Origin of the sequence: Enterococcus sp. DIV2419 (genome assembly GCF_051711865.1) — a bacterium.
Classification (GTDB): Bacteria; Bacillota; Bacilli; order Lactobacillales; family Enterococcaceae; genus Enterococcus; species Enterococcus faecalis.
The window spans coordinates 819186-843329 of record NZ_JBIONS010000001.1; the positions used below are offsets into that span (position 1 = coordinate 819186).

General features: G+C 37.5%; 23 protein-coding genes. 14 read left to right on the forward strand and 9 right to left on the reverse strand.

Features of this window, described 5'->3' with window-relative positions; genetic code table 11:
• Nucleotides 1-3: 3 nt before the first annotated feature.
• Nucleotides 4-963 (reverse strand): diacylglycerol/lipid kinase family protein, encoded by a 960-nt coding sequence (locus tag IGI97_RS03885; RefSeq protein ID WP_002356498.1) that lies wholly within the window; start codon nt 961-963, stop codon nt 4-6.
• A gap of 262 nt (nt 964-1225) precedes the next feature.
• Between IGI97_RS03885 and IGI97_RS03890 the strand changes: the two genes are divergently transcribed.
• Nucleotides 1226-1732, forward strand: coding sequence for a QueT transporter family protein (locus tag IGI97_RS03890; protein ID WP_010821779.1), 507 nt, complete (start codon nt 1226-1228; stop codon nt 1730-1732).
• Nucleotides 1733-1969: 237 nt separating this feature from the next.
• The gene (locus IGI97_RS03895; protein ID WP_002384107.1) at nt 1970-3175 is read left to right on the forward strand and encodes an aminoacyltransferase; all 1206 of its coding nucleotides are present in this window, start codon (nt 1970-1972) and stop codon (nt 3173-3175) included.
• 55 nt (nt 3176-3230) lie between these two features.
• Here IGI97_RS03895 and IGI97_RS03900 read toward each other — a convergent pair whose 3' ends face one another.
• The 4 genes from IGI97_RS03900 to IGI97_RS03915 are packed head-to-tail and all read right to left on the reverse strand — an operon-like array spanning nt 3231 to nt 6202.
• On the reverse strand, nt 3231-3866 hold the full coding sequence (locus IGI97_RS03900; RefSeq protein WP_002356501.1) for an ECF transporter S component: 636 nt from the start codon (nt 3864-3866) through the stop codon (nt 3231-3233).
• 3 nt (nt 3867-3869) lie between these two features.
• Nucleotides 3870-4424 carry a phosphopantothenoylcysteine decarboxylase gene (gene coaC / locus IGI97_RS03905; RefSeq protein ID WP_002395492.1) on the reverse strand — a complete coding sequence of 185 codons (555 nt, stop codon included), beginning with the start codon at nt 4422-4424 and terminating at the stop codon, nt 3870-3872.
• Entirely contained in the window at nt 4421-5194 is a 774-nt protein-coding gene (gene coaB, locus IGI97_RS03910) for a phosphopantothenate--cysteine ligase (RefSeq protein ID WP_002395493.1), read from the reverse strand. Before coaB ends, coaC begins: the two co-directional genes overlap by 4 nt.
• 15 nt (nt 5195-5209) lie before the next feature.
• Complete coding sequence (locus IGI97_RS03915) at nt 5210-6202, reverse strand: YhdH/YhfP family quinone oxidoreductase (protein ID WP_002356506.1); 993 nt, start codon at nt 6200-6202, stop codon at nt 5210-5212.
• Between the two features lie 263 nt (nt 6203-6465).
• On the opposite strand from IGI97_RS03915, the gene IGI97_RS03920 reads away from it, so the two are divergent.
• From IGI97_RS03920 to IGI97_RS03970, 11 genes are all read left to right on the forward strand, one after another.
• Nucleotides 6466-7008 (forward strand): helix-turn-helix domain-containing protein, encoded by a 543-nt coding sequence (locus IGI97_RS03920; protein WP_002356507.1) that lies wholly within the window; start codon nt 6466-6468, stop codon nt 7006-7008.
• Between the two features lie 25 nt (nt 7009-7033).
• Nucleotides 7034-8119 carry an ABC transporter ATP-binding protein gene (locus tag IGI97_RS03925; RefSeq protein ID WP_002356508.1) on the forward strand — a complete coding sequence of 362 codons (1086 nt, stop codon included), beginning with the start codon at nt 7034-7036 and terminating at the stop codon, nt 8117-8119.
• An 18-nt stretch (nt 8120-8137) separates the two neighbouring features.
• Complete coding sequence (locus IGI97_RS03930; RefSeq protein ID WP_002356510.1) at nt 8138-8944, forward strand: ABC transporter permease; 807 nt, start codon at nt 8138-8140, stop codon at nt 8942-8944.
• A complete protein-coding gene (locus tag IGI97_RS03935) occupies nt 8944-9780 on the forward strand; it encodes an ABC transporter permease (RefSeq protein WP_002356512.1) in 837 nt (278 codons plus the stop codon). Before IGI97_RS03930 ends, IGI97_RS03935 begins: the two co-directional genes overlap by 1 nt.
• A complete protein-coding gene (locus IGI97_RS03940) occupies nt 9777-10850 on the forward strand; it encodes an ABC transporter substrate-binding protein (protein WP_438738026.1) in 1074 nt (357 codons plus the stop codon). The genes IGI97_RS03935 and IGI97_RS03940 overlap by 4 nt, the downstream gene beginning before the upstream one ends.
• A 149-nt stretch (nt 10851-10999) precedes the next feature.
• Entirely contained in the window at nt 11000-11683 is a 684-nt protein-coding gene (locus IGI97_RS03945; protein WP_438738028.1) for a TVP38/TMEM64 family protein, read from the forward strand.
• A 109-nt stretch (nt 11684-11792) separates the two neighbouring features.
• Nucleotides 11793-13085: a GntP family permease gene (locus IGI97_RS03950; RefSeq protein WP_002359581.1), complete on the forward strand. Its 1293-nt coding sequence runs from the start codon at nt 11793-11795 to the stop codon at nt 13083-13085.
• Nucleotides 13086-13106: 21 nt separating this feature from the next.
• A complete protein-coding gene (locus IGI97_RS03955) occupies nt 13107-14255 on the forward strand; it encodes a glycerate kinase (protein WP_002367172.1) in 1149 nt (382 codons plus the stop codon).
• 141 nt (nt 14256-14396) lie between these two features.
• Entirely contained in the window at nt 14397-15410 is a 1014-nt protein-coding gene (locus IGI97_RS03960; protein ID WP_002394109.1) for a CdaR family transcriptional regulator, read from the forward strand.
• Between the two features lie 122 nt (nt 15411-15532).
• Nucleotides 15533-16435 (forward strand): diacylglycerol/lipid kinase family protein, encoded by a 903-nt coding sequence (locus IGI97_RS03965; RefSeq protein ID WP_438738030.1) that lies wholly within the window; start codon nt 15533-15535, stop codon nt 16433-16435.
• A gap of 119 nt (nt 16436-16554) precedes the next feature.
• Complete coding sequence (locus IGI97_RS03970; protein WP_172451652.1) at nt 16555-17289, forward strand: YcjF family protein; 735 nt, start codon at nt 16555-16557, stop codon at nt 17287-17289.
• A gap of 283 nt (nt 17290-17572) precedes the next feature.
• Here IGI97_RS03970 and IGI97_RS03975 read toward each other — a convergent pair whose 3' ends face one another.
• The 4 genes from IGI97_RS03975 to IGI97_RS03990 form a co-directional block, all read right to left on the reverse strand.
• Complete coding sequence (locus tag IGI97_RS03975) at nt 17573-19282, reverse strand: ABC transporter permease/substrate binding protein (protein WP_002356521.1); 1710 nt, start codon at nt 19280-19282, stop codon at nt 17573-17575.
• Nucleotides 19275-20465 carry a quaternary amine ABC transporter ATP-binding protein gene (locus IGI97_RS03980; protein ID WP_438738032.1) on the reverse strand — a complete coding sequence of 397 codons (1191 nt, stop codon included), beginning with the start codon at nt 20463-20465 and terminating at the stop codon, nt 19275-19277. The genes IGI97_RS03975 and IGI97_RS03980 overlap by 8 nt, the downstream gene beginning before the upstream one ends.
• 199 nt (nt 20466-20664) lie before the next feature.
• Entirely contained in the window at nt 20665-21297 is a 633-nt protein-coding gene (locus IGI97_RS03985) for a GntR family transcriptional regulator (protein WP_002356525.1), read from the reverse strand.
• A gap of 14 nt (nt 21298-21311) precedes the next feature.
• A complete protein-coding gene (locus tag IGI97_RS03990) occupies nt 21312-23258 on the reverse strand; it encodes an ABC-F family ATP-binding cassette domain-containing protein (RefSeq protein WP_002365037.1) in 1947 nt (648 codons plus the stop codon).
• Between the two features lie 213 nt (nt 23259-23471).
• Between IGI97_RS03990 and IGI97_RS03995 the strand changes: the two genes are divergently transcribed.
• Nucleotides 23472-24122: a redox-sensing transcriptional repressor Rex gene (locus IGI97_RS03995; protein WP_002356528.1), complete on the forward strand. Its 651-nt coding sequence runs from the start codon at nt 23472-23474 to the stop codon at nt 24120-24122.
• Nucleotides 24123-24144: the final 22 nt, after the last annotated feature.

Consider the following 24144-nt stretch of genomic DNA (forward strand, 5'->3'; position numbering starts at 1 on the left):
CAGTTAAAACCAAAACAAACGTTTTTGTGTGGTATAAACCATATCAATACTTCGTTTGCCTAAAATCTCGCCATCTGCGTGAATGGTTTGTGGAATCGTCGAAACAATTCGAATTTTGCTTGATTGAAAATGATGAAAATGCTTAGATTTCCCTTGTTTTTGGCGAAGCAATAGGAAAATAAGCCACAAAATTTTAAAAATATTGATTCGTTCCACGACAACTAAGTCCACGACTGCTTTGCGAGGATTGGCCGTCGGCATAATTGATACGCCCCCGCCAAAATAAGGATGATTTGTGACCGTACATAGGAAAGCACGATTAAATGTGTATTGTTTACCATTCATTTCAACTAAAATTGGAAAGCCTTTTTGTTTAAAAAAGACATGAATGATTGAAGAAATATAGGAAAGCGAGCCAAGCTTAAATTTATTTAAGGCTTTTTTTGATGACGATTCGTTGGTTTTTTCCACGATTGCCGCATCTAATCCTAAGCCAACATTATTGGTGGCTAAGCCGATTTCTTCTTGGTTGGCTTCTACATAATGAATTGTTTGAATTTCTTTTGGTCGTCTGGTGCGCAGGATTTGATGCAATGCTTTATCAATATTTCTTGATAATCCCACCCCTCGTGCAAAATCATTTCCAGAGCCGCATGGAATATAGCTTAAAGGAATAGCTGAATCATATGGAAGTAATGAATTAATGACATTATGTAGTGTGCCATCGCCGCCTAGCACGACTAGGATTGGAAAAGTTGAAACGTCTAAGTCTTCAGACCAAGGAAGTAAAGTTGTTTCTGCAAGTTCCTTCGTCAATTCTTTTTCATGTCCAGCGTAATCAGTGTAAAGAGCCGTATATTTAAGTTCTTGTTGCTTGAGTTGTTGAATCACTTTTCTAGCGACTTTTCGGCCATTGCCGCTACTTGCCTGCTCGTTGATAATAAGATAGTAGTGAATGTTCATTGAGCTCCTCCTTTGAATCGCTATTGTCCATTATACCAGAGGGAGGAACTTCTGCGAATAAAGATTGCTTAAAAAAGTAAAAAATGACTAGAAAAAGGCACGAAACAATGCATGAGAGGTGAAAACTGCAAATAAGTGCAAAGTAAAACAGGGCTTTCATTGACTATTTTGACTTTCCATATTAGAATGTGAACTGTTGCAATTGTAACCAAGGTTCATCAACCATCCCTTGTAAAAAAACTCGGAGAAAGAAGGAAAAAGTATGCAAAATTCGTTTCAAGCCAATCGAAAGCTAAGAACAGTCTTAGCCAATGGTATCATTATGGGCTTATATATTGTCCTCTCTTTATTGGTTCGGCCAGTTTCTTCTGGTATGATTCAATTTAGAATTTCAGAAAGTTTGAATCACCTAGTCGTTTTCAATCGCAAATTGATGTGGGGTGTTTTAGGCGGCGTTATCTTTTTTAACTTATTTTTTGGTTTCGGTGTAATGGATGCTCTGTTTGGTGGTGCGCAAACATTATTTGCGTTGAGCTTAACAGCTTTTTTACAAAAAAAGGTAGCAAGTATTCCTGTTAGAATGTGTCTAAATAGTCTATTTTTCACTGTAAGTATGTTTTTTATTGCCTTTATGCTAGTACCAAGTGGCGGTCAAGCATTTTGGACAACTTATGGTTGGTTAGCATTAAGTGAAGCGATTATTATGACGATTTCAGCACCAATCATGTATTTTATCAACAAGTCATTAAAATTTGAAACACGTATTTAATTGAAAAGATGTGGATAGAAATGATTCATCCTTTGAATGGCAGTGAAGAAAAGTGTCGTTGCTATTAGTGAACTAAGTGATAGAATGAACTGTTTCTACCTCGTCTTTTTTACATAAAGAATAAGATCTACATTTTTTCTAAAAATTTTCATGTAAAACTTTACTAGTCTGTTGGAATACACTATGATAGTGTAAGATAAACGGACTATTGGAAAGTCACAGCAGAGGAGTTTGAACATGTACACATTTAAAATCGGTATTCCGGCAGAAGTACACGATACATTTGTTAAAAACCACCCATTATGTAATTTACTACAGTCATCTTCATGGGCAAAAGTCAAGGATAACTGGGGTTCTGAAATTGTTGGGGTTTATGAAAAGGATACATTAGTCGCATCAAGTTTAGTTTTAATCAAACCATTACCAGCCGGTTTTACGATGTTATATACACCAAGAGGTCCAGTAATGGACTATACAAATGAACGTTTGGTCAGCTACTTTATGGCTGAATTGAAAAAATTTGGCAAGAAAAAACGAGCTTTATTTATAAAAATGGATCCAGCGGTTCACTATCAAGATTTTCATTTGGGAGAAGAACATCAACCGCATGCTGAAGCGACAGCTATTATTGAGACCTTGAAAGAAGCAGGGGCCAAATATCAAGGACTGACAATGGATATGGGGGCCACCATCCAGCCCCGCTTCCAAGCGAATATTTATCGTGAAGATTTTAGTGAGGAACAATTGTCAAAAAGCACCAAGAAAATGATTAAAACAGCTGAAAAAAAAGGGGTCGTTGTGCAGCAAGGGCATGTTGACTTTGTTGATGAATTTGAAAAAGTCATTCAATCAACCATGGAACGCCAACATATTTCTTTACGGAATAGTGATTACTTTAAGAAGCTGTTGAACATTTATCCAGAAGACTCCTTTATTATGCTGGCGCAAGTCAATTTAAAGGAACGCTTAGATAGCACGCGACAACGCTATGACAAAAATCAAAAAGACTTGAGTAATTTGAAAGAAAATCAAGTGAAAAAGCGCCATAATTTAGAAGAATTAGATGCTTCCTTGACTCGGGAACTAAAAGAATTAGAAGAAAATATCGCAGAAGCTGGTGAAATCGTCACGGTTGCTGGCGCTTTGGCTGTGACATTTGGTCCAACAAGTGAAATCCTTTATGCTGGCTTAGATGATCGTTATAAACGCTACATGCCAACATATGTGACTTGGCGAGATGCCATTCAAGAATGTTTTAACCGTGGCTGCGAAAGCTGTAATATGGGCGGCTTAGAAGGTAGTTTAAATGATGGCTTAATTAAGTTTAAAGCGAACTTCAACCCAACGATTAATGAATTTATTGGGGAATTCGATTTACCGGTTAATAAATTATTATTTAAAGCCAGTGAATATGCCTATAAATTACGAAAACAAAAAAAATAAATAAAAAACACATGGACTAAAAATCAAACTTGATTTTTAGTCCATGTGTTTTTTTCTATAGTTTTTGTGTTGCATTCCGTTTCATTAAGCGAAGCAAAACGCTAGCAATTGCTGAAGCAGCTACACCAGCAACAAGAGCTTCTGGCACACCAGAACTGAAAATCGTCGCAATAATAGCTAGGTAAACAGCAGTTCCAGCTTTACCAATAATTTCAGCATAAGCTGAATTAAAAAGAAAATAAATCATGTTCATGACTAAAATGGTATTCGTTGCTGAGCCTAAAACACCAGCCACAAATAAGGAGACAGGTTGCGCTTTTTCCTTCGTTAATTTATTTAGCCATTTGTAAGCGAAATAAGGAACGACCCCAATTAAAATCCGCGGAATGAGCACAATTAAAAGTGCCTTCCAACTACCATGATCGGTACCGATCACAGGAATAAATGGAGAAAAAACAAACGACAAAGGTGTTGGTGCTGTCGTATTTTTAATTAAGCTAATGATCCCAAACGTGCCGCCCAACATACTACCGATTTTTGGCCCTAAAACAATGGAACCAATAATTACAGGAATATGCATCGTGGTCGAATTTAAAGGACCTAATGTGATAAATCCTAGTGGGGTTAAAGCCAGTAAAAGTAAGATAGCTAAGAACATTGCTGTTAACGTAAATTTTTTCGTGTTATTCATAAATTACTCCTTGTTATCAGATGCTAAAATTTTCATCACTGTTTGAATGATATCTTCAACAGTGGCAAGTGCGCCACGACCATAATCGCCACAAGCTAATAGAGCTTCACGTGGGATTATTTCTTGATAGCCGACTTCTTTTAAAATGCCAATATTTCGTTGGACAATGGGGTTTTGGTACATATACGTATTCATCGCGGGCGCAATAATTTTTGGTGTTTCAGGATAAAGTGCCAAAGCAACTGTTGATAATAAGTCATCGGCAATCCCATGGGCTAATTTCCCAATTGTATTGGCCGAAGCAGGTGCTACTAAAAATAAATCCGCTTTTTTAGCTAACTCAATGTGATTAATTTTACTGGGATCAATTTCCATCATGACATCCGTATGCACTGGATTCTTAGAAAGTGATTGTAACGTCAGCGGAGTGATGAACGCCGTGCTACTTTTAGTCATTAAAATTTCCACATTGTAGCCAAGCTTAGTTAGTTGACTTGTAATATCTGCTGCTTTATATGCAGAAATGCTGCCAGAGACGCCTAATAAAATAGTTTTCATTGTTGTTCTCTCCATTTCTTTTCAACATTTTTAACGATCATTGAACCAATCCCTTGTTTTGAACAAGCTTCTTGGACAATACCCGTTTCGTTAATTAATAATCCTTCGTGTTCTGTTTCATGAACGTTCATCAAGTCATTGGCTAAGACAAAGTCACACCGATTTTTAACCAAAGCGGCTTGTGCAACCTGGACAAGTTCTGCTTGTGCAACGTCGACAAGTAATTTAAAGCCCACTAAAACAGTTTGGGGTTGCTTGTCACGAATCATTTGGATGACTTTAGGATTTTTCTTTAGAAAAATTAATAATCGGTCCGTATCAGATGAAATTTTTGTTGCTGTTTGAGGAATATCAGCAATCTGATTCAATGTGTTTTGAACGATAGTTACCAAGGCTTCTTTGGTCTTTGGCAATGTTTGTTCGCTTAATTGTTGAGCAAAAGAATCAATAAATTGTTCTTCCGTTTGCGCGGTTTCCGTCGTAAAATCACTGACTGCCATTGCGTGAACAATCGCATCAAATTGCTTTTCAGCAAAGAGTTGTTCTAACGTAGTGGCTAATTCAACCGTTGTTTCTATTTCTTTAATTGATAAGTCCAATTGTTGGGTTGGACGTAATGCATGTTTGGTTGTTACGTAGGTTACGGTGTGTCCAGCAGCTAAAAAACTTTCAGCAATTGCTTTTCCTAGTCCGCCAGAAGAATGATTGGTAATCGAACGAACATTATCAATCGGTTCTGACGTTCCACCAGCAGTAACTAAAACATCCATAATCAAAACGCCTCCTTAAGAAATTCGGACAATGGTCCGTCCAATATGTTGGCCTGCTTGTAATGCTTCAAAAACAGGGGGAAGTTCTTCTAAAGTAATCTCTTGATACACAGCTTTTTCAGTGATGTCTAAATCAGTGGCAAGACGTTGCCAGACTATTTTTCGTTTGTCCATACCAACATTAACCGAATCAATGCCCAATAAATGAACGCCCCGTAAAATAAAGGGTAAAACGGTTGTCTCTAATGTAATTCCAGCAGCGCGGCCACAAATGGCTGAACGGCCATCATAACGAAGTTGTGGTAAAACAGCAGAAGTAATTTCCCCACCAGTGGTATCAATTGCAAAAGCAAAACGCTGTTTCATTAATGCTTTAACAGGAGTTGCTAAGAAATCTTCTACTAATAAGCATTCACTAACACCTAACTCTTTTAAAAGCTCAAAAGAATCTGGCTTTCTAGTTAATGCAGTGATTGAAGTGTAGCCTAATTGATGCAACATCGCAATAGACAATGTCGCAACACCGCCTGTCGCACCAGTTACAATAATGGGGGCTTCTTTGTCGTCGCGTAAGCCATCGTCTTCTAAAGCTGTGACAGATAATCCGGCCGTAAAGCCAGCAGTTCCGAAAATCATTGCTTCTTTGAGACTCATTTTTTCAGGAAGTGGAACTACCCAATCGCCAGGAACACGCACATATTCAGAATAACCACCAGTATGACTAACCCCTAATTGATAGCCTGTTACGATCACTTTATCGCCTTCTTTGAAACGAGGATCTTCCGATGTGACAACAGTGCCACTGACATCAATTCCTGGAATCATTGGATAATTGCGAATCACACCGCCGTCTTTTTTTGAAGCTAAAGAGTCTTTAAAGTTAACTGAGGAGTAGGCTGCTTTGATTACTACAGTGCCTTCTGATAAATCGTCTAAAGTAATGGTTTCTAGTTGACCAATAACAGATGTATCTTGTTCTCTTAACGTAAATGCTTGAAATGAATTCATATAAAAACTCTCCTTCCAATTATGTAAAAAAGCAACTCGTCTTATTTTATCATATTCTGATTTTTTCGTATCATTTTTCTTCTTATAAACAGTAAGTTATACAGAAAAGAAAGATTGTGTGACAATTAGACTAGAAAAATAAAGAAAAATGGTTGAAATTTTTCAAAAAGTTCGTATACTAAAAAAGGTAAAACTAAACTGTAAGTTTAGTATTACAAAACTTTTGTTGAAAAGATTAGCTGAAAATAGAAACGAGGTGTGCCATGGAAATTGGTGAGAAGTTGAGAAATTTACGCATTCAGAAAAATTTAACACAAGAAGAATTAGGCGAAAGAACGGATTTATCCAAAGGCTATATTTCCCAATTGGAGCGGGATTTAAGCTCACCATCAATGGAAACATTTTTCTCAATTTTAGAAGTACTAGGCGTGACGCCAGAGCAGTTTTTTAGTCAGCAACCGCTTGAACAGAAAATTGTCTACAATGAAGAAGAAAGTACCCTCTATTATGATGAAGAACATGGCTATGAACTAAAATGGTTAATTCCAGCCTCAAATGAAAAAGAAATGGAACCTGTCATTATTACTTTTGATAAAAATGGCGAATACAAAACGTTTGAACCTTCTCTATCAGAAACATTTATTTATGTGATTGATGGCTCCATTCGTTTGACATTAGGGGAAGCCACGTATATTGCTAAAAAAGGTCAAACCATGTATTACCAAGCAACAGAACCTCACCAAATTAGCAACAATGGTCGAGGAAAAAGTCGTGCGTTAATTGTGGCGACAGAATCGTATTTATAAAGGACGAAATGGAGGAGTTTATCCAGTGAGAAACCATGTGATTTCATTTGAAAATGTTGTCAAACAATTTGACGATGAACCAGTATTAAAAAATGTCAGCTTTGAAATTGAAGAAGGAAAATTTTATACGTTATTAGGACCTTCAGGATGTGGCAAAACAACGATTTTGCGTATTATTGCGGGATTCAATGACGTGACTTCTGGCGATGTTTATTTTGATGGTAAAAGAATAAATGATGTACCTGCCAATAAACGCCAAGTCAATACCGTGTTTCAGGATTATGCTTTGTTTCCTCACATGAATGTTTTTGATAATGTTGCGTTTGGTTTAAAAATCAAAAAACTATCCAAAGCAGAAATTGAAAAAAAAGTGAAAGAGGCATTACGTTTGGTTCAATTACCCGGCTACGAAACACGTGAAATTAGTGAAATGTCTGGGGGCCAACGTCAGCGGGTCGCAATTGCACGAGCGATTGTCAATGAGCCAAAAGTATTGCTTTTAGATGAGCCGTTATCCGCTTTAGATTTGAAATTACGCACAGCGATGCAATATGAACTACGTGATTTACAACAACGTTTAGGAATTACTTTTATTTTTGTGACCCATGATCAAGAAGAAGCATTAGCGATGAGCGATGAAATTTTTGTCATGAATAAAGGTCATATCGTGCAAAGTGGCACACCAGTCGATATTTATGATGAACCGATTAATCACTTTGTTGCTGACTTTGTAGGGGAAAGTAATATTGTGGATGGCGTGATGCTGGAAGATAATTTAGTTTCATTTGTGGGAAAAAAGTTTGAATGTGTCGATGGCGGCATGCGGAAAAATGAACCTGTAGAAGTCGTTTTACGTCCAGAAGACTTAACGATTACCACGCTTGAAAAAGGTAAGCTAACCGTAACGGTGGACACGCAGTTATTCCGCGGCGTTCATTATGAAATTATTTGTTTTGATGAACAAGGAAACGAATGGATGGTGCATTCCACTCGAAAAGCCAAAGAAGGCGCTCAAGTAGGGCTCTCTTTTGAGCCAGAAGATATTCACGTGATGCGCTTCAATGAATCAGAAGAAGACTTTGATGCCCGTTTAGAAAGTTACGACGAGTAAACGAAAGGGGAAAATAAAATGAAAACAATGCGTCGAATTTATTCGATTCCCTATGTAATGTGGTTACTTTTATTCGTCATTGCGCCAGTGCTAATGATTATTTATCAATCATTTTTCGATATGAATGGCCAGTTTACCTTGGCGAATTACCAAACGTATTTTACATCAGGAACGTATTTAAGTATGACCATTAATTCGGTTTGGTATGCTTTTCTGATTACCATTTTTACGTTATTGGTAAGTTATCCTACGGCTTATTTTTTGACAAAGCTCAAGCATAAACAGTTGTGGTTAATGCTTGTTATTTTACCAACGTGGGTGAATTTATTATTAAAAGCTTATGCCTTTATTGGGATTTTCAGTATTCATGGGAGTATCAATCAGTTTATGAGTTTTATGGGTTTGGGCACGCACCAAATTCTGTTTACAGATTTCAGTTTTTTATTTGTCGCAACGTATATTGAAATTCCATTTATGATTATGCCGATTTTTAATGCCTTAGAAGAGATGAATCCTTCATTGATTAGTGCTAGTCGGGACTTAGGAGCTAGCAGTGCGGAAACGTTCCGCCGTGTCATTTTTCCTCTCTCCCTAAACGGTGTGAAAAGTGGCGTTCAAGCTGTCTTTATTCCTTCGCTCTCGCTCTTTATGTTAACGCGTTTAATTGGCGGCAATCGGGTGATTACGTTGGGAACGGCGATTGAGGAACACTTCTTAGTAACGCAAAACTGGGGCATGGGTTCAACAATAGGTGTGATTTTAATTGTTGCCATGTTTATTGTGATGTTGCTGACGGGTGAGAAGAAGAAAGGGCGTGGCAAATAATGCAAAAGAAAAAGTTTAAATGGTCTTATGTGTATTTATTCGTTGTCTTTGCGCTACTGTACGCACCAATCTTTTATTTGATTTTTTATTCGTTTAACGACACGCAAACGATGAATCAGTTTACTGGTTTTACGTTAGATAATTATCGGAACGTTTTCGAAGACACACGTTTGTTAACCATTGTTCTGAATACGTTTTTGTTAGCTTTCTTATCGGCTTTAATAGCAACCATCATTGGAACATTTGGCGCGATGGGGATTTATTATACAAAACGTCGTAAAAACCGGAACACGTTGCTTAGCTTTAATAACATTTTACTCGTTTCACCAGATGTTATTATTGGAGCCAGTTTCTTAATTTTCTTCACGGCAGTAGGGTTTATCAGTTTAGGTTTTACAAGTGTATTATTGTCGCATATTGCCTTTAGTATTCCAATTGTTGTTTTAATGGTTTTACCAAAACTACAAGAGATGAACGATTCTATGGTAGATGCGGCACGGGATTTAGGGGCCAATAATGTTCAAGTGATTAAAAATATTATTTTGCCTTTTTTAGCGCCTGGAATTATTGCTGGCTACTTTATGGCCTTTACTTATTCGTTGGACGATTTTGCCGTAACATTCTTTGTGACAGGCAATGGTTTTTCAACATTATCTGTTGAAATTTATTCACGAGCACGTCAGGGAATTAGTTTAGAAATCAATGCCTTAAGTGCGTTAGTATTCCTATTCTCAATGATTCTAGTTGTCGGTTATTACTTTATCAGTAAAGACAATACGCCAAAACGTTTAAAGAAAATGCGTCGGGAACAAAGTGAGGTGGCCAAGTTAAAATGAAAAAATTACAGTCACTTTTTATTGGAATTATCGCTATTATTGTCATCTTGTTTTTTGGCGTGCGCCAATTGGAGAAAGCAAGTGGCATGGCAGGAGCAGATACCTTGACCATTTACAATTGGGGGGACTATATAGATCCGGCCTTGATTAAGAAATTTGAAAAAGAAACAGGCTATAAAGTCAATTACGAAACCTTTGATTCTAATGAAGCTATGTATACAAAAATTCAGCAAGGTGGTACAGCCTATGATATTGCCATTCCTTCTGAATATATGATTCAAAAAATGATGAAAGCGAAGATGCTTTTACCACTTGATCGCAGCAAATTAAAAGGCTTAGAAAACATTGATGCACGCTTTTTAGATCAATCCTTTGATCCCAAAAATAAGTTTTCCGTTCCGTACTTCTGGGGCACGTTGGGGATTATTTATAATGATAAATTTATTGACGGCCGTCAAATCCAACATTGGGATGATTTATGGCGCCCGGAATTAAAAAATAATGTCATGCTGATTGATGGCGCTCGCGAAGTGTTAGGATTATCTTTGAATAGTTTAGGCTATTCGTTAAACAGTAAAAACGACCAACAATTACGTCAGGCTACCGATAAGTTAAACCGATTAACGAACAATGTCAAAGCAATTGTTGCCGATGAAATCAAAATGTACATGGCTAATGAAGAAAGTGCAGTTGCTGTAACTTTCTCTGGTGAAGCTGCTGAAATGCTAGAAAACAATGAACATCTACATTATGTGATTCCCAGTGAAGGCTCTAATCTCTGGTTTGATAACATTGTGATGCCTAAGACAGCCAAAAATAAAGAGGGTGCCTATGCATTTATGAACTTTATGTTACGACCAGAAAATGCAGCACAAAACGCAGAATATATTGGTTATTCCACACCAAATAAAGAAGCTAAAAAACTATTACCAAAAGAAGTTGCTGAAGATAAACAATTTTATCCAGATGATGAAACTATCAAACATTTAGAAGTTTACCAAGACTTAGGTCAAGAATACTTAGGAATTTATAACGATCTGTTCTTGGAGTTTAAGATGTATCGGAAATAAAAAAAGTATCTTCGTAACTTTCGAATCGCCCCTAAAAGTTAGATTTTTAGTCTAACTTTTAGGGGCGGCTTTTATTCATACAAGCTTCTAATTGAGGCACGAAGAAACCTGTGCTACACTTTGTATAAAGCATAAAAGGAGCAAAGAAAATGAAGAGGAAAACAATCCGAATACTACTAATCAGTAGCGGGCTTATTTTAATCCTGCTGGTAGGTTACCGTTTGTATCTAGAATATCAAACAGATATTCAATTATTTTTGAATCCTAAAGCCAGTAAGACACAATTATTAGAGCGAATTCGTTCACATGGTTTTTCAGCAGCGCTATTGTTAGTTTTTTTGACCGCGATCATGTGTGCAGTACCAGGGATTCCAACCTCGGTAATTGGTGTGATTGCAGGATTGAGTTTTGGTCCCTTCAGCGGCACACTCATTAACGTTTTAGGGAATAGTATGGGAAATTTGGTTGCAATCTTTTTGATGCATCATATAAAATTTTTAGATAAAAAAACGGAGACCAATCATTGGGTCCAGTCCATTCGACGGATGAAGCATCCAATAATTGGGATTATGGTAGGCTACATGATTCCAATTATTCCTTCTTCTGTGATTAATTTTGCTGCGGATACTATGCAGCTGCCATTAAAAAATTTAATAGCCGCGATAGTCGTTGGTGTGATTCCTTCCTCAATACTTTACGCATGTGGAGGCGAAGCGCTCTTTCATGGATATAATAAAACGGCAGTATTGTTAATTGTGAGTGTTCTTTTGTTCGTTGGCTTGGTGGTCATTATTGAGAAAGATAGAAAAAGATTTCAAAAAACTGTTCTTTAAGAACGGTTTTTTTGTGCATTTGAACAATAAATCCTGTTAAATTTACAATTTTAAAAAGAAAGGACTTTGATAAAATGAAAGCGTAAACAATTTAAGGAGCTGATTTTGAATGCCAGATATTACAATATCTTGGGTTGCTGCAATTTTAGGATTAGTTGTAGCGATAGTATTAATTTTGAAAAAATTTAATCCTGTGTATTCCTTGTTTTTTGGTGCAATTGTTGGTTGTCTTATTGGAGGCGCTTCCCTGTCAGATACAGTCGCTGTTCTATTAAACGGAACACAAAGTATTATGGGAACCGCAATCCGTGTCTTAGCAGCCGGTATGTTGGCGGGTGTGATGATGGAATCTGGTGCGGCAGAATCAATTGCCAACGCCATTGTACAAAAGCTTGGCGAGAAAAAAGCTATTTTATCTTTGGCATTATCCACAATGGTAATTACAGCAGTGGGCGTATTCATTCCTGTTGCAGTGTTGATTGTTGCCCCGATTGCTCTATCTGTTGGGAAAAGTACGGGTATCAGTAAGTTATCATTATTGATTGCCTTATCAGGTGGCGGCAAAGCGGGCAATATTATTTCGCCTAATCCAAATACTATTGCAGCGGCGAACGGCTTTGATTTACCTTTAAGTGACGTTATGATTGCTGGTTTTATTCCAGCCGTATTTGGCTTAATTACAGCTGTTGTTCTTGCAAATATCATGAGAAGCAAAGGATCAATGGTCAAAGAAACGGATCTTGTAGAGGAACAAACAAAAGAATTATTACCTTTGAAAAAGGCGTTAATCGCACCAGTGTTAGCGATTGTCTTATTATTACTTAATCCGATTGGCGCCGTTTTAAATATTTCTTTCATCAAAAGTTTGAATATTGATGCTCTGTATATTTTGCCGTTCGCCTCAGTTGTTGGGACAATTGCGATTGGGCAAACAAAACAACTGGCCTTTTATGCGTCTTCTGGCTTGAAGAGAGTAACCGATACCGTTTTAATTTTAATTGGTGCAGGTGCAATTGCTGGATTAATTTCTGTTTCTGATTTATCAACACAAATTGTCCACTTAATTTCTGTTATGGGAATTTCTGGAACCTTCTTGGCACCGATTTCTGGTATTTTAATGGGCTTAGCAGTTGGTTCAACATCCACAGCGGTTATTTTAGCGACAGGTTCTTTTGGACCAGCGATTTTAGATATGGGCACATCTTCACTTTCAGCAGCAGTCATGGTGCATACTGGGGCAACTGTGATTGATAGTGTTCCTCAAGGCAATTATTTCCATATTACGGCACAAAGTATGAATATGACGATTAAAGAAAGAATTCGAGTGATTCCTTATGAAATGTGTGTCGGTGGGGTAATGACGATTGTTGCAACCATTTTATATGGCTTTATTTTAAACTAGTTGGAAAGTAGGCGCGAAAAGATGACGAAAAAATTTGTTTTGGCTCCAGACTCATTTAAAGAAAGTATGAGTGCAAAAGAAGCCTGTCTGGCAATGGAAAAAGGGATTTTAGCTGTATTTAAAGATGCAGACATTCAACACGTCCCGATGGCAGACGGTGGGGAAGGAACGGTGGATTCCTTAGTGGATGCAACAGGAGGCACAAGAGTACCAGTGCGTGTGGCAGGACCGCTTCCTGATCAAATCGTTGAAACCTATTACGGCTTATTAGGTGACCAAGAAACGGTGGTCATTGAAATGGCGAAAGCCAACGGAATTGAATTGGTCAAAGCAGCAGAACGTAATCCCTTGATCACTTCTACTTATGGTACAGGAGAAATGATTCAACATGCGCTCAATCATGGGGCAAAAAAAATCATTATCGGCATTGGTGGTAGCGTGACAAATGATGGGGGTGCAGGTATGATTCAGGCACTTGGTGCGCGTTTGTTAGACAAGGAAGGGCAAGAATTGACACGTGGCGGTGGTGCATTAGATAAACTGGCGCAGATCGATTTAACACAGTTTGATCAACGTATTTTTGCTACCGAAGTTCTAGTAGCGAGTGATGTGAATAACCCACTAACAGGGCCAACAGGGGCGTCTCATGTCTTTGGTCCGCAAAAAGGTGCGACAGAAGAAATGGTGGCTCAATTAGATAAAAACTTAGCCCATTATGCAGCGATCATCAAAAAAGAGATCGGCATTGATGTTGAGATGATGCCAGGTGCAGGAGCTGCTGGTGGTTTGGGTGCAGGGTTACTAGCATTCACAAAAGCTCAGTTACGCCCAGGGATTGATATTGTCGTAGAAGTGAATCAATTAGAAGAAAAAATAAAAGCCGCTGATTATGTCTTTACTGGTGAAGGCGGTATGGATTTTCAAACAAAATTCGGCAAAGCCCCTTATGGCGTCTCACGTTTGGCCAAGAAGTATCAAAAACCGGTTTTCGCTTGTGCTGGCTATATCGGCAAAGATGTGGATGTCCTCTATGAAGAAGGGATGACGGCTATTTTTGGAATTTTGGCCAAAGCCGAACCATTGGAAGCAGCATTGAAAAATGGGCCAGTTAACTTAGAAAGAACCGTTGAAAATATTGCTCGTACATTACAGCTGGTGCCTTGTGACTAAGAACTAACCATGGTATCATCAGTAATGAAAGCTGAAATAAAAATGTTCAGTCGTTGATCTGAAGAATTAAGCGTTTGGGACATAAGTCATTGCGGCTTATGTCCCAAACGCTACTCGCTTTTTAGAAAGTTGGCGATAGCAATGTTAAAATTAGACAAAATCCAAGCAAATAAAATTGTTGAAAAGTTGATGGCAGATATTCCTTATAACATCAATATTATGGATGAACGAGGAAAAATTATTGCGAGTGGAGATTCTGCTCGAATTGGGGAGCGCCATCGTGGTGCAGAAAGAGCCATCAATGAACGAAAAAATATTGAAATTTATAAAGATACTTCTTTAGAGAAAAAAGGCACCAATGAACCGATTATTTTGAATGATCACATTTTAGGTGTCGTAGGCATTTCAGGAGAACCAGACGAGGTGCGCAAATTTACCAAGCTTGTGCGCTCGATTGTTCTTTTACTGACAGAAGAATTAAATACACAACAAGAACGCGAAAAAAAGAAAAAACAAAAAAATCAGTTTATCCAGCACTTAATGCATGTTGATTCTGCTTACTCAGAAGCCTTAAAACTTGAAGCGTTGGAACTATATAACCTTCAATTAGATGACCAGAATCATTGTGTACTGACCAAGGACAAGCGCTTATTATCCAGTTATTATCCTAGCCATGAAATATTTGAATGGGAAAATTGTTATCTGGTGATTACTTCTGAACCACCTCAGATAACAAAGCCAGTAACAGAATACCTTGTGATAAGTTCGGAAAAAGCCACGATTCAACAAATGGTCCAAGAGGCACAAAACACGTATTTACTTCTATCGTTTCTCCAATTAGAAAAGGCTAAGTTTTACCAAGCAGAAGATTTTTTCATTCAAGGAATTTTTAATTTTCCTTTTCATATTGAATTGGATTTTTTTGAAACCATCCAGACGATTTATGATGAATACTATGAAACCGTTATTTTTTTCGCCAATCATAACTTAAACATCAATGAAACCTCACAAGTATTACATATCCATCGAAATACATTGAATTACCGTTTGAAACGAATTCATGAATTGACGGGGATGGATCCAAAAGTTTGGCAAGATTTTTGGAAATTGTTCTATTATTTTGCCTATTGCTTTAAAGAACGTTTTGAAAAGTAGTGAGGAGCAGGAATGCTTGTTTGTTAAGCAAGTGTCAGCATATTTTTCGCCAGAATCAAAAATATCTTTTATAATAATTGTAAGGAATCAAACGATTTAGTTATCAATGAGGAGTGGTGCCAGTGAAAAAAGCAGTTTTAATTGTTAACCCCAGTTCTGGTGGTGAAAAAGCCAAAGAATTTGAAACATTAGCAGAAGAAAAATTAAAGCAGTTATTTGATGAAGTTGTAGTGAAACAAACAGAAAAAGGCGGCGATGCAGAACAATTTGCCCGTGAAGCTGCGGAAAGTCACTTCGACAGTGTTTTCGTAATGGGGGGAGATGGAACCGTTAATGAAGGAATTAGCGGGTTGGCAGAACAAGCTTACCGCCCAAAATTTGGCTTTTTTCCTTTAGGAACGGTGAACGATTTAGCGCGAGCCTTGAATTTACCGATGGATCCTGAAGAAGCGATTCAACAATTAGATTTAGAAAAAATCAGTGCTTTAGATGTGGGGAAAATCAATGACGACTACTTTATGAATGTCGTTGCGATTGGGACGATTCCAGAGTCAATTAACGACGTGGACGTTGAACAAAAAACGAAGTTAGGAAAACTCGCATATTTTATTTCAGGTGCCAAACATTTAGCGAATGCTCAAACGTATCCTTTTCATTTAAGCTTGGATCAAAAAGAACAAACCATTGAAAGTAGTACCGTTTTAGTTGGCTTAACGAATTCAATCGGTGGGTTTGAAACATTATTACCAGAGGCCCAAGTGGATGATGGCAAACTTCATTTAGTTTATTTAAAAGATCAATCATTGTGGGATGCAGTAAAAGCAGTCCCAGATTTGTTAAAAGGCGTCGACCAGTCCACTGATAATTTAGTTTACCTAACCTTTAAAGAAGGAACAATCTCCTTAGAAAACCAAGAAGAATTAACCACTAATGTGGATGGTGATGAAGGAGCTGCTTTGCCAATTACGCTGGAAATTTTGCCTAAACACTTGACGGTGTATTGCGGTGAAGAACAAACAAAATAGCTGATTTTTTGAGAAAAGCTAGAACATTTCTATTTGTTTAAAAAACAGATAAGTTCTGGCTTTTCAAATCATCTAAAAGAGAATCAACCAAGGGCTATGCTATACTTTGTTTCTACATATTGATAGATAAGGGAGTTAATGAGATGAGAAGAAAAAAACATAAAAACAAAAAGAAACAAGAACTTTTTGAAGAGATTGAAAAACAAGAATTAGCAGAACAAGAAACTAAGCAATTGAATAAAGAAATCGAAGACCCAGAATTTCGTTCTTTTTTTCAAGATGTCTTGAAAAAATTTCCACAAAAAACGTCTACGGCCATAATGAATGCTTTCGCAACTTCTAAAGGTAAAGCAGAACAATTAGTGACGAACAGTCAAACACAACTCGACAAAGTATTTGATGAATTTTTGGCTGGTGTTTCACCTGACGTGAAAAAGAAAAGTCATCAAACGATTCATTTTGCTGCATTGTCAGCAGCAATTATTGGGTTTTCACCAATTCCGTTTTCGGATGCTTTTTTACTGGTACCTGTTCAATTAACTATGATGTCACGGCTGCATAAAATTTTTGGTCAGTCTTGGTCTGAAAGCTTAGGTAAAAGTTTAACCAAAGAATTAGTAGTGGTTAGTTTAGGTAAGAGCGCAGTTGGGAATATTCTAAAAGTGATTCCTGTTGTCGGAACTGTGACTGGTGGCATGGTCAATGCTTCAGTTGCGGTAGCAATTACGGAAGCGCTTGGCTGGGTTACCGTCAAAATGTTAAACGATGGTGTTGATATCTTTGATGATGTGATGTCTTTCAAAGGACAATTTTCAACATTATTTAAAGCCATCCAAAATGCTAAAAAGAAATAATCGCTGTATTGATTAACTAGGGTGAGACAGATTTAAACTTTTTTAAGTAATTCGTAGCAAATTTCCAAGGTTTTCGTCACAAATTATTCACAGGTTCTCGTTAATATATAAGCATACCAACAAAACACCCAACATAAACACTTTTCATTTTTACTCCTCAAGTAAAAATAACTCCTTTCCACTCAGTCTACCCAACTGAGTGGTTTTTTTTTCGAAAAAAGAGGGCGTTGAACAATTTGTTCAACGTCCTCTTTTAATAGATGGGGAAGTCATTTGTTAAGAATTATTTTTTCCATTCTGCTACTTGGTCTTTATGTGAATCAACCCAATCGCGTGCAGCTTCTTGTGGGTCTTTGCCTTCGTTAATTTCTAACATGACAGATTCCATATCCTTAGTTGTCCAATGGAAATTATCTAACACTTTGTAAGCTTCTGGTTGATCTTCTTTTAGGCCTTGGCGAGCCATTGTGTGAATCGCTTCTTCGCCGCCCATAGTGCCTTTTGGATCAGCTAAATATTTTAAATCATATTTTGCAAACATCCAGTGAGGAGACCAGCCAGTAATAACGATGTCTTCGTTGTTTTTAATTGCTTGTCCTAAGGCGACAGTCATGGCACCTGATGAAGAAGTTTCAACAGACCAATCTTTCAAATTAGGATAAGCTTCTTTAGTTTTCTCTGCTGCTGCAACAACACCAGCCCCAGGTTCAATTCCAGTAATCTTTTTCCCAGCTTGATCAGATAAATCTTCGATAGAATCAACATCCATATAAGAAGGGACGACAATTCCTAGCTTCGCGCCTTTAAGGTTTTCACCAAGGTCGTCTAATTTATCTTTATATTGTTTATATTGCTCTGCGTGAGTTCCTGGCAGCCACGCACCAACCATGGCATCTGTTTCACCTTTAGCTACAGATTCCCACATAATTGCGTTATCTAAAGGAGTCGTTTTAACATCATACCCCATATCTTTTAAGACTTCGGCAACCACATGTGTGGAGGCTACTTCGGTATCCCATTCCACATAAGAAAGAGAAATTTGCTTATCATTTGTTGTTGTAAAAATTGAAGCACCAACTAAGCCAGCAACAATTACAACAACCGCTGCAATAATCCCATATTTTTTCTTTTTAGAGGTGGCACCAGCTGCTTTAGGGGCTGCTTTTTTATTATTTAAATGTTGAGTAAAACGGTCAATGATAATCGCTAAAATAACTAAAGCCACACCATTTACGAAACCGTTCCCGACTTGTGCACGTTGTAAAGCGGAAAGGACGCCACGTCCTAATCCAGGCGCACCAATCATTGAAGCAATAACTACCATTGATAGGGCTAGCATGGTTGTTTGGTTAACACCAGCCATAATCGTGTTTTTGGCTAAAGGTAATTCTAATTTGAATAATTTTTGCCAGCCAGTACTACCGTAAGAATCAGCTGCTTCAACAAGTTCATTTGGCACTTGTCGAATTCCTAAGTTCGTAAAGCGTACGGTTGGTGGTAAAGCGAAGATAACAGAGGCGAAGACCCCAGGAACCATACCAATTCCGAAGAATGCAACGGCTGGAATCAAGTAAACGAAACCAGGCATTGTTTGCATGAAGTCCAAAATCGGTGTAATGATACTTTTGGCTTTTTCGCTTTTCGCCATTAAAATCCCTAGTGGCACACCAATGATAATGGAAATAACACTAGAAAGTAAAACTAACGTAACGGTACTCATTAAATCGTTCCATAAGTTTTGATTATAGATAAACATTAAGCCAATAAACGTGAATAAACTTAAGCCAATTTTTTTATTAGAAATAAAGAAAGCAGCAATCGTTAATAGCACGATCAGCACAAGTGGTGGTACGGCTGTTAGTAAGGCAGTAATGTTGTCCATTACACTTTGACCAATTGTTTGTAAAAAGCTGAATAATCCAGCAAATGTTGAAGTTAACCAATCAGTAAAACTTTCAACCCAAGACGCGACAGGTAATTGATACTTATTCATGTTCGTTCACCTCTGTTTCTGCAAGTGCTTCAAGTACGCTACCACGGATGACCACGCCTAATAGTTTGCCGTTATCAGTCACGGCAAGAGGCGTTTGTGCATCATAAATCAGTGGGAAAATATCATTCACTAACATATCTTTGTCGATTGCTTGAATTTCTGGATCCACACATTCTACAAGAGAAGTCCCGTTTTTACGCGCTTCTAAAGCTTTTTCTGCGCGTACAACGCCTTTTAGTTGGCGTTTTTTATCCACGGCAAGTAACATACTCACTTCTTCTTGACGCATCCGTTTTAAAGCAACAGTTGGGCCATCAATTTCAATGTTAGTAGTTAAAGCAGGTACCATAATATTTTGGGCAGTTAAGACTTTTGAACGATCCACATCTTCCACGAAGGTTCGCACATATTCGTTGGCTGGGTTGGTTAAAATTTCTTCTCCAGTCCCAATTTGCATAATTTGACCATCTTTCATCAAAGCAATCCGGTCGCCGATTCGTAAAGCTTCATTCAAATCATGTGTGATAAAGATAATGGTTTTTTTGACATTTTCTTGTAAATCTAATAGTTCGTCTTGCATTTCACGACGAATTAACGGATCAAGAGCAGAGAACGCTTCGTCCATTAATAAAATTTCTGGATCGTTAGCCAAGGCACGAGCAAGGCCGACACGTTGTTGCATCCCACCAGATAATTGACTTGGTAATTGGTCTTTAAAAGCAATTAAGCTAGAATTTTCTAAGGCTTTTTCAGCTTTTGCTTGGCGTTCTTCTTTAGGAACACCACGAATTTCTAAACCATATTCCGTATTTTCTAAGATAGTTCGATGGGGGAAAAGACCAAAGTTTTGGAAAACCATGCTCATTTTATTTCGACGTACTTCACGTAATCCTTCTTTATCTAAAGAAGAAATATCTTGTCCATCAATATAAATATTTCCTGAAGTTGGTTCAATCAAACGATTTAATAAACGAATTAATGTTGATTTTCCACTTCCTGATAACCCCATAATAACGAAAATTTCGCCTTCTTCAACTTCGAAATTTACATCATAAACACCGACTGTGGCACCCGTTTTTTCTAAAATTTCTGTTTTACTTTTGTTGGCACGAATCATTTCAAGTGCCGGTTTGGTTTTCTTACCAAAGATCTTGGTAAGGTGATTTACTTTTACTTTTGGCAAATCATTGTTCCTCCTCATTAAAAAAGTGACTACATCAGACTACTATAAAGTTGTCACTTTGTCAAATTAGATGAAAATCTTTCTGAAAATGAAGAAAAACAGTATTTTAACTAGGTTTTATAGTGGGTTTTTATGAAAAATAGAAATAATAAATAAAAAAAGTGACTATTTACCGCAAGATAAGTAGTCACTTTTTTGTTTAAGGATAAAAGAAATTTTGGACACGTTGTAAGGTTGATTCGTCATGTCCAACAAAATAAAGTGTGTCGTTCAACGAAATCTTTGCATATGGACCAGGTGAGACCAGAAGCTCTTCTTTGTGTTTGATGGCGATAATCGTTGCCGAAGTGTTTTGCCAAAAATTCATTTCGCTAATCGTCGCCTCAAGATAAGCAGCTTCTTCTGTTAAAACTAATGAATAGGGATTCATTGGATTGAAAGAATCAAAACGCTTTGTTTGTTCAACAAGAGTATCTAGAATGCTAGAAAAATGAGTAAGTTCTTCTTTTTGTTTCGCTACGCTATCTAGCAATTCTTCTTTAATTTCAGCAATCGTTTGAACGTCTTGATATTGTGTCACAAAGTCCTGCGCTTTTTCTTTTGATGCCACATAGAAGCCGCTGCCGTGTTTGGCTTTAACGATTTCTAAATCAACTAAAACGATAATGGCTTTGCGAGCTGTTTCTGGCGACACTTGGTATTGGTTAGCTAGGGTGGAACGGGCATGGATTTTATCTCCAACATGTAATTTGCCTTCTGCAATTTTTTCCGCAACATCAACGGCGATTTGTTGATATTTGGGCTTCGTTAAACTGATTTTTTTGGAAGCCATAGTGAATCCCTCCGTTAATTGTTATTTTCCATTTCTTCTAATTCTAAACTGAAATTTTCCCATTGCTCAAGTAGTTCATCTTGTTGCTGACGAGCGTCATCTAATTGTTGGTTTAAAGCCAGCAACTCAACATGATTTTCTAGAATGTCTGGTTGACTCATTTGTGCTTCTAATTGTGCAATTGTCGTATCTAACTGAGCAAGATTTTCTTCGACTTGTGTTATTTTTCTCTGCAAAGTACGGAGTAATTTTTGTTGCTCCTTGTTTTGATAAAAGGTATTTTTGGCTGTAACTGGTTCGGGTTTTTTCGCCGCTTCTTCATTAGCTAAGAGGGCAGCGATTTCTTCTTCCTCTTGTTTCTTTTCTAAATAATAATCATAGTCGCCTAAATAAAGTTTGCTGCCTTTTTCAGAAAGCTCAACAACTTTTGTTGCAATTCGATTGATAAAGTAACGGTCATGGGAAACGAAGAGGATGGTTCCTTCATAATCAATCAGCGCATTTTCTAAAACTTCTTTATTATCGATATCCAAGTGGTTGGTTGGCTCATCGAGAATCAAGAAATTGTCACGATCCATCGCTAATTTTGCTAATGCCACACGTGCTTTTTCGCCACCGCTTAATAAAGGAATCGTTTTTTCAACATCGTCTCCACTGAAGAGAAAGCCGCCTAAAATACTTCGAATCTCTTTTTCAGGTGTGGTTGGGTGTTCATCCCATAATTCCGCTAAGACCGTTTTATTGCCATGTAAATTGGCTTGCTCTTGGTCATAGTAACCTACAGAAACATTGGTGCCAAAAGTTTTACTTCCTTTAATGAAAGGAATGCGATCAATAATTGATTTCAAGAGAGTAGATTTACCAATTCCGTTCGGTCCGACTAAGGCAATGGCTTCTTTGCGACGAATATCCAAATGAATAGGTTCGGATAAAATATGTTCTTGGTCGTAACCAATGGCGGCATCTTCGACTTGTAAAACAACATTTCCCGAGACTTTTTCACTATCGAAAAGAAAATGCGCCGATTTTTCATCTCCTTGAGGTCGGTCTAAACGGTCCATTTTTTCTAATACTTTTCGGCGACTTTGTGCACGTTTCGTTGTAGATGCACGAACCAGATTTTTGGCAACAAAATCTTCTAACTTATTGATTTCTTCTTGTTGCTTTTCATACGCTTTCCATTCACTGGCTAATTGTTCTGCTTTTAACTCTAAGTATTTGGAATAGTTTCCTTTGTAGTGAGTCATTTTTTTGCGACTCAGTTCATAAACTTCATTAACTACCTTATCTAAAAAATAACGATCGTGGGAAACAATCAATAGGGCGCCGGCATAGCTTGGCAAATAAGATTCCAGCCAAGAAAGCGTCTCGATATCTAAGTGGTTTGTAGGCTCGTCCAGAATTAAAATATCTGGTTTTTGTAAAAGCATTCTCGCTAATGCAAGCCGGGTTTTTTGACCACCAGATAAGGTTTGAATATCTTTCGTGTAAAAGGATTCATCAAAGCCAAAGCCGTGAAGGACTGAGCGAATTTCATTTTCATAGCCGTAGCCATTTTTTTCAGAAAACGTATGTTGCAATTGATCGTACTCTTTTAAAATTCCTTCATAAACGGAAGTGGTTGGCTCCATTTCACTAATTTTGGTTTCTAATTCTCGCATACGCTGTTCCATTTCTAGGATGTCAGCAAAGGCTTTTGTCATTTCTTCCCAAACGGTTTTATCTGATTCTAAGCCGGTATTTTGAGCTAAATAACCTAACGTAGCAGTTTTATTTTTGGCAATGGTTCCGCTATCGGGAGCATCAATGCCTGCAATGATTTTTAAAAAAGTCGATTTTCCAGCACCATTACGACCAACTAAGGCAATCCGACTTTTTGTTGCAATTTCTAAATGTATGTTTTCAAACAATGTTTCCGAGCCAAAATGCCGGGCAACTTGATTTGCTTGTAATAAAATCATCAGTAGTCCTCATTTCTAAATTCATTGCCCTTAGTGTAGCATAAAATCTGCTAAAATAGCACGTATCAAAAAATGCTTTGTGAAGGTTTATACCTTTTATCACAAACTTTTGAAGAAAAATGCTATTTTTGAGCCATAGAATTGCTTTTTATTGTGAAAAACTGCTATTATGTTAATGGATAAGATTTAAGTGAAAGTATTGGAGGTCCAATTGTGAAAGATCAAGTTATTCCAAAAGCAACGGCGCGACGCCTTCCTTTATATTATCGCTACTTAAGAATGTTACATGATACAGGAAAAAATAAAGTCTCATCAACTGAATTAAGTGAAGCGGTACAAGTAGACAGTGCGACTATTCGTCGTGACTTTTCATATTTTGGTGAATTAGGTAAACGTGGGTACGGCTATGATGTTGAAAACTTAATGAACTTTTTTGCAAAAACGTTGAATGAAGATGAGTTAACCAATGTCGCATTAATCGGGGTTGGTAATTTAGGAAGTGCTTTATTAAAGTACAAATTCCATCAAAGCAACAGTATTCGTGTAAGTTGCGCATTTGATGTGAATGAAGATATTGTGGGACGCATTGTTGACGGTATTCCGGTTTATCCAATGGAAGATATGATGGAACAAATTCGTGTTCAACAAATCGAAGTAGCTATTTTAACTATTCCAGCTCGCAAAGCGCAAGAAGTTGTAAACAAACTTGCCGAAGCAGGGGTTAAAGGAATTCTAAACTTTACGGCTGCGCGTTTAGTAGCGCCACCTGAAGTATTAATTCAAAATGTTGACTTAACCAACGAATTACAAACATTGATTTATTTCTTACATCATGACAACGAATTGATTGACGAAGAAGAATAAGCAAAAGAAAAGGGCCTAGTCG

What these genes read in the sequence shown, in the direction of transcription:
- IGI97_RS03885 (WP_002356498.1), bottom strand. Translation starts at nt 963, where the DNA reads ATGAACATTCACTACTATCTTATTATCAACGAGCAGGCAAGTAGCGGC.
- IGI97_RS03890 (WP_010821779.1), top strand. Translation starts at nt 1,226, where the DNA reads ATGCAAAATTCGTTTCAAGCCAATCGAAAGCTAAGAACAGTCTTAGCC.
- IGI97_RS03895 (WP_002384107.1), top strand. Translation starts at nt 1,970, where the DNA reads ATGTACACATTTAAAATCGGTATTCCGGCAGAAGTACACGATACATTT.
- IGI97_RS03900 (WP_002356501.1), bottom strand. Translation starts at nt 3,866, where the DNA reads ATGAATAACACGAAAAAATTTACGTTAACAGCAATGTTCTTAGCTATC.
- coaC (WP_002395492.1), bottom strand. Translation starts at nt 4,424, where the DNA reads ATGAAAACTATTTTATTAGGCGTCTCTGGCAGCATTTCTGCATATAAA.
- coaB (WP_002395493.1), bottom strand. Translation starts at nt 5,194, where the DNA reads ATGGATGTTTTAGTTACTGCTGGTGGAACGTCAGAACCGATTGATAAT.
- IGI97_RS03915 (WP_002356506.1), bottom strand. Translation starts at nt 6,202, where the DNA reads ATGAATTCATTTCAAGCATTTACGTTAAGAGAACAAGATACATCTGTT.
- IGI97_RS03920 (WP_002356507.1), top strand. Translation starts at nt 6,466, where the DNA reads ATGGAAATTGGTGAGAAGTTGAGAAATTTACGCATTCAGAAAAATTTA.
- IGI97_RS03930 (WP_002356510.1), top strand. Translation starts at nt 8,138, where the DNA reads ATGAAAACAATGCGTCGAATTTATTCGATTCCCTATGTAATGTGGTTA.
- IGI97_RS03935 (WP_002356512.1), top strand. Translation starts at nt 8,944, where the DNA reads ATGCAAAAGAAAAAGTTTAAATGGTCTTATGTGTATTTATTCGTTGTC.
- IGI97_RS03940 (WP_438738026.1), top strand. Translation starts at nt 9,777, where the DNA reads ATGAAAAAATTACAGTCACTTTTTATTGGAATTATCGCTATTATTGTC.
- IGI97_RS03945 (WP_438738028.1), top strand. Translation starts at nt 11,000, where the DNA reads ATGAAGAGGAAAACAATCCGAATACTACTAATCAGTAGCGGGCTTATT.
- IGI97_RS03950 (WP_002359581.1), top strand. Translation starts at nt 11,793, where the DNA reads ATGCCAGATATTACAATATCTTGGGTTGCTGCAATTTTAGGATTAGTT.
- IGI97_RS03955 (WP_002367172.1), top strand. Translation starts at nt 13,107, where the DNA reads ATGACGAAAAAATTTGTTTTGGCTCCAGACTCATTTAAAGAAAGTATG.
- IGI97_RS03960 (WP_002394109.1), top strand. Translation starts at nt 14,397, where the DNA reads ATGTTAAAATTAGACAAAATCCAAGCAAATAAAATTGTTGAAAAGTTG.
- IGI97_RS03975 (WP_002356521.1), bottom strand. Translation starts at nt 19,282, where the DNA reads ATGAATAAGTATCAATTACCTGTCGCGTCTTGGGTTGAAAGTTTTACT.
- IGI97_RS03985 (WP_002356525.1), bottom strand. Translation starts at nt 21,297, where the DNA reads ATGGCTTCCAAAAAAATCAGTTTAACGAAGCCCAAATATCAACAAATC.
- IGI97_RS03990 (WP_002365037.1), bottom strand. Translation starts at nt 23,258, where the DNA reads ATGATTTTATTACAAGCAAATCAAGTTGCCCGGCATTTTGGCTCGGAA.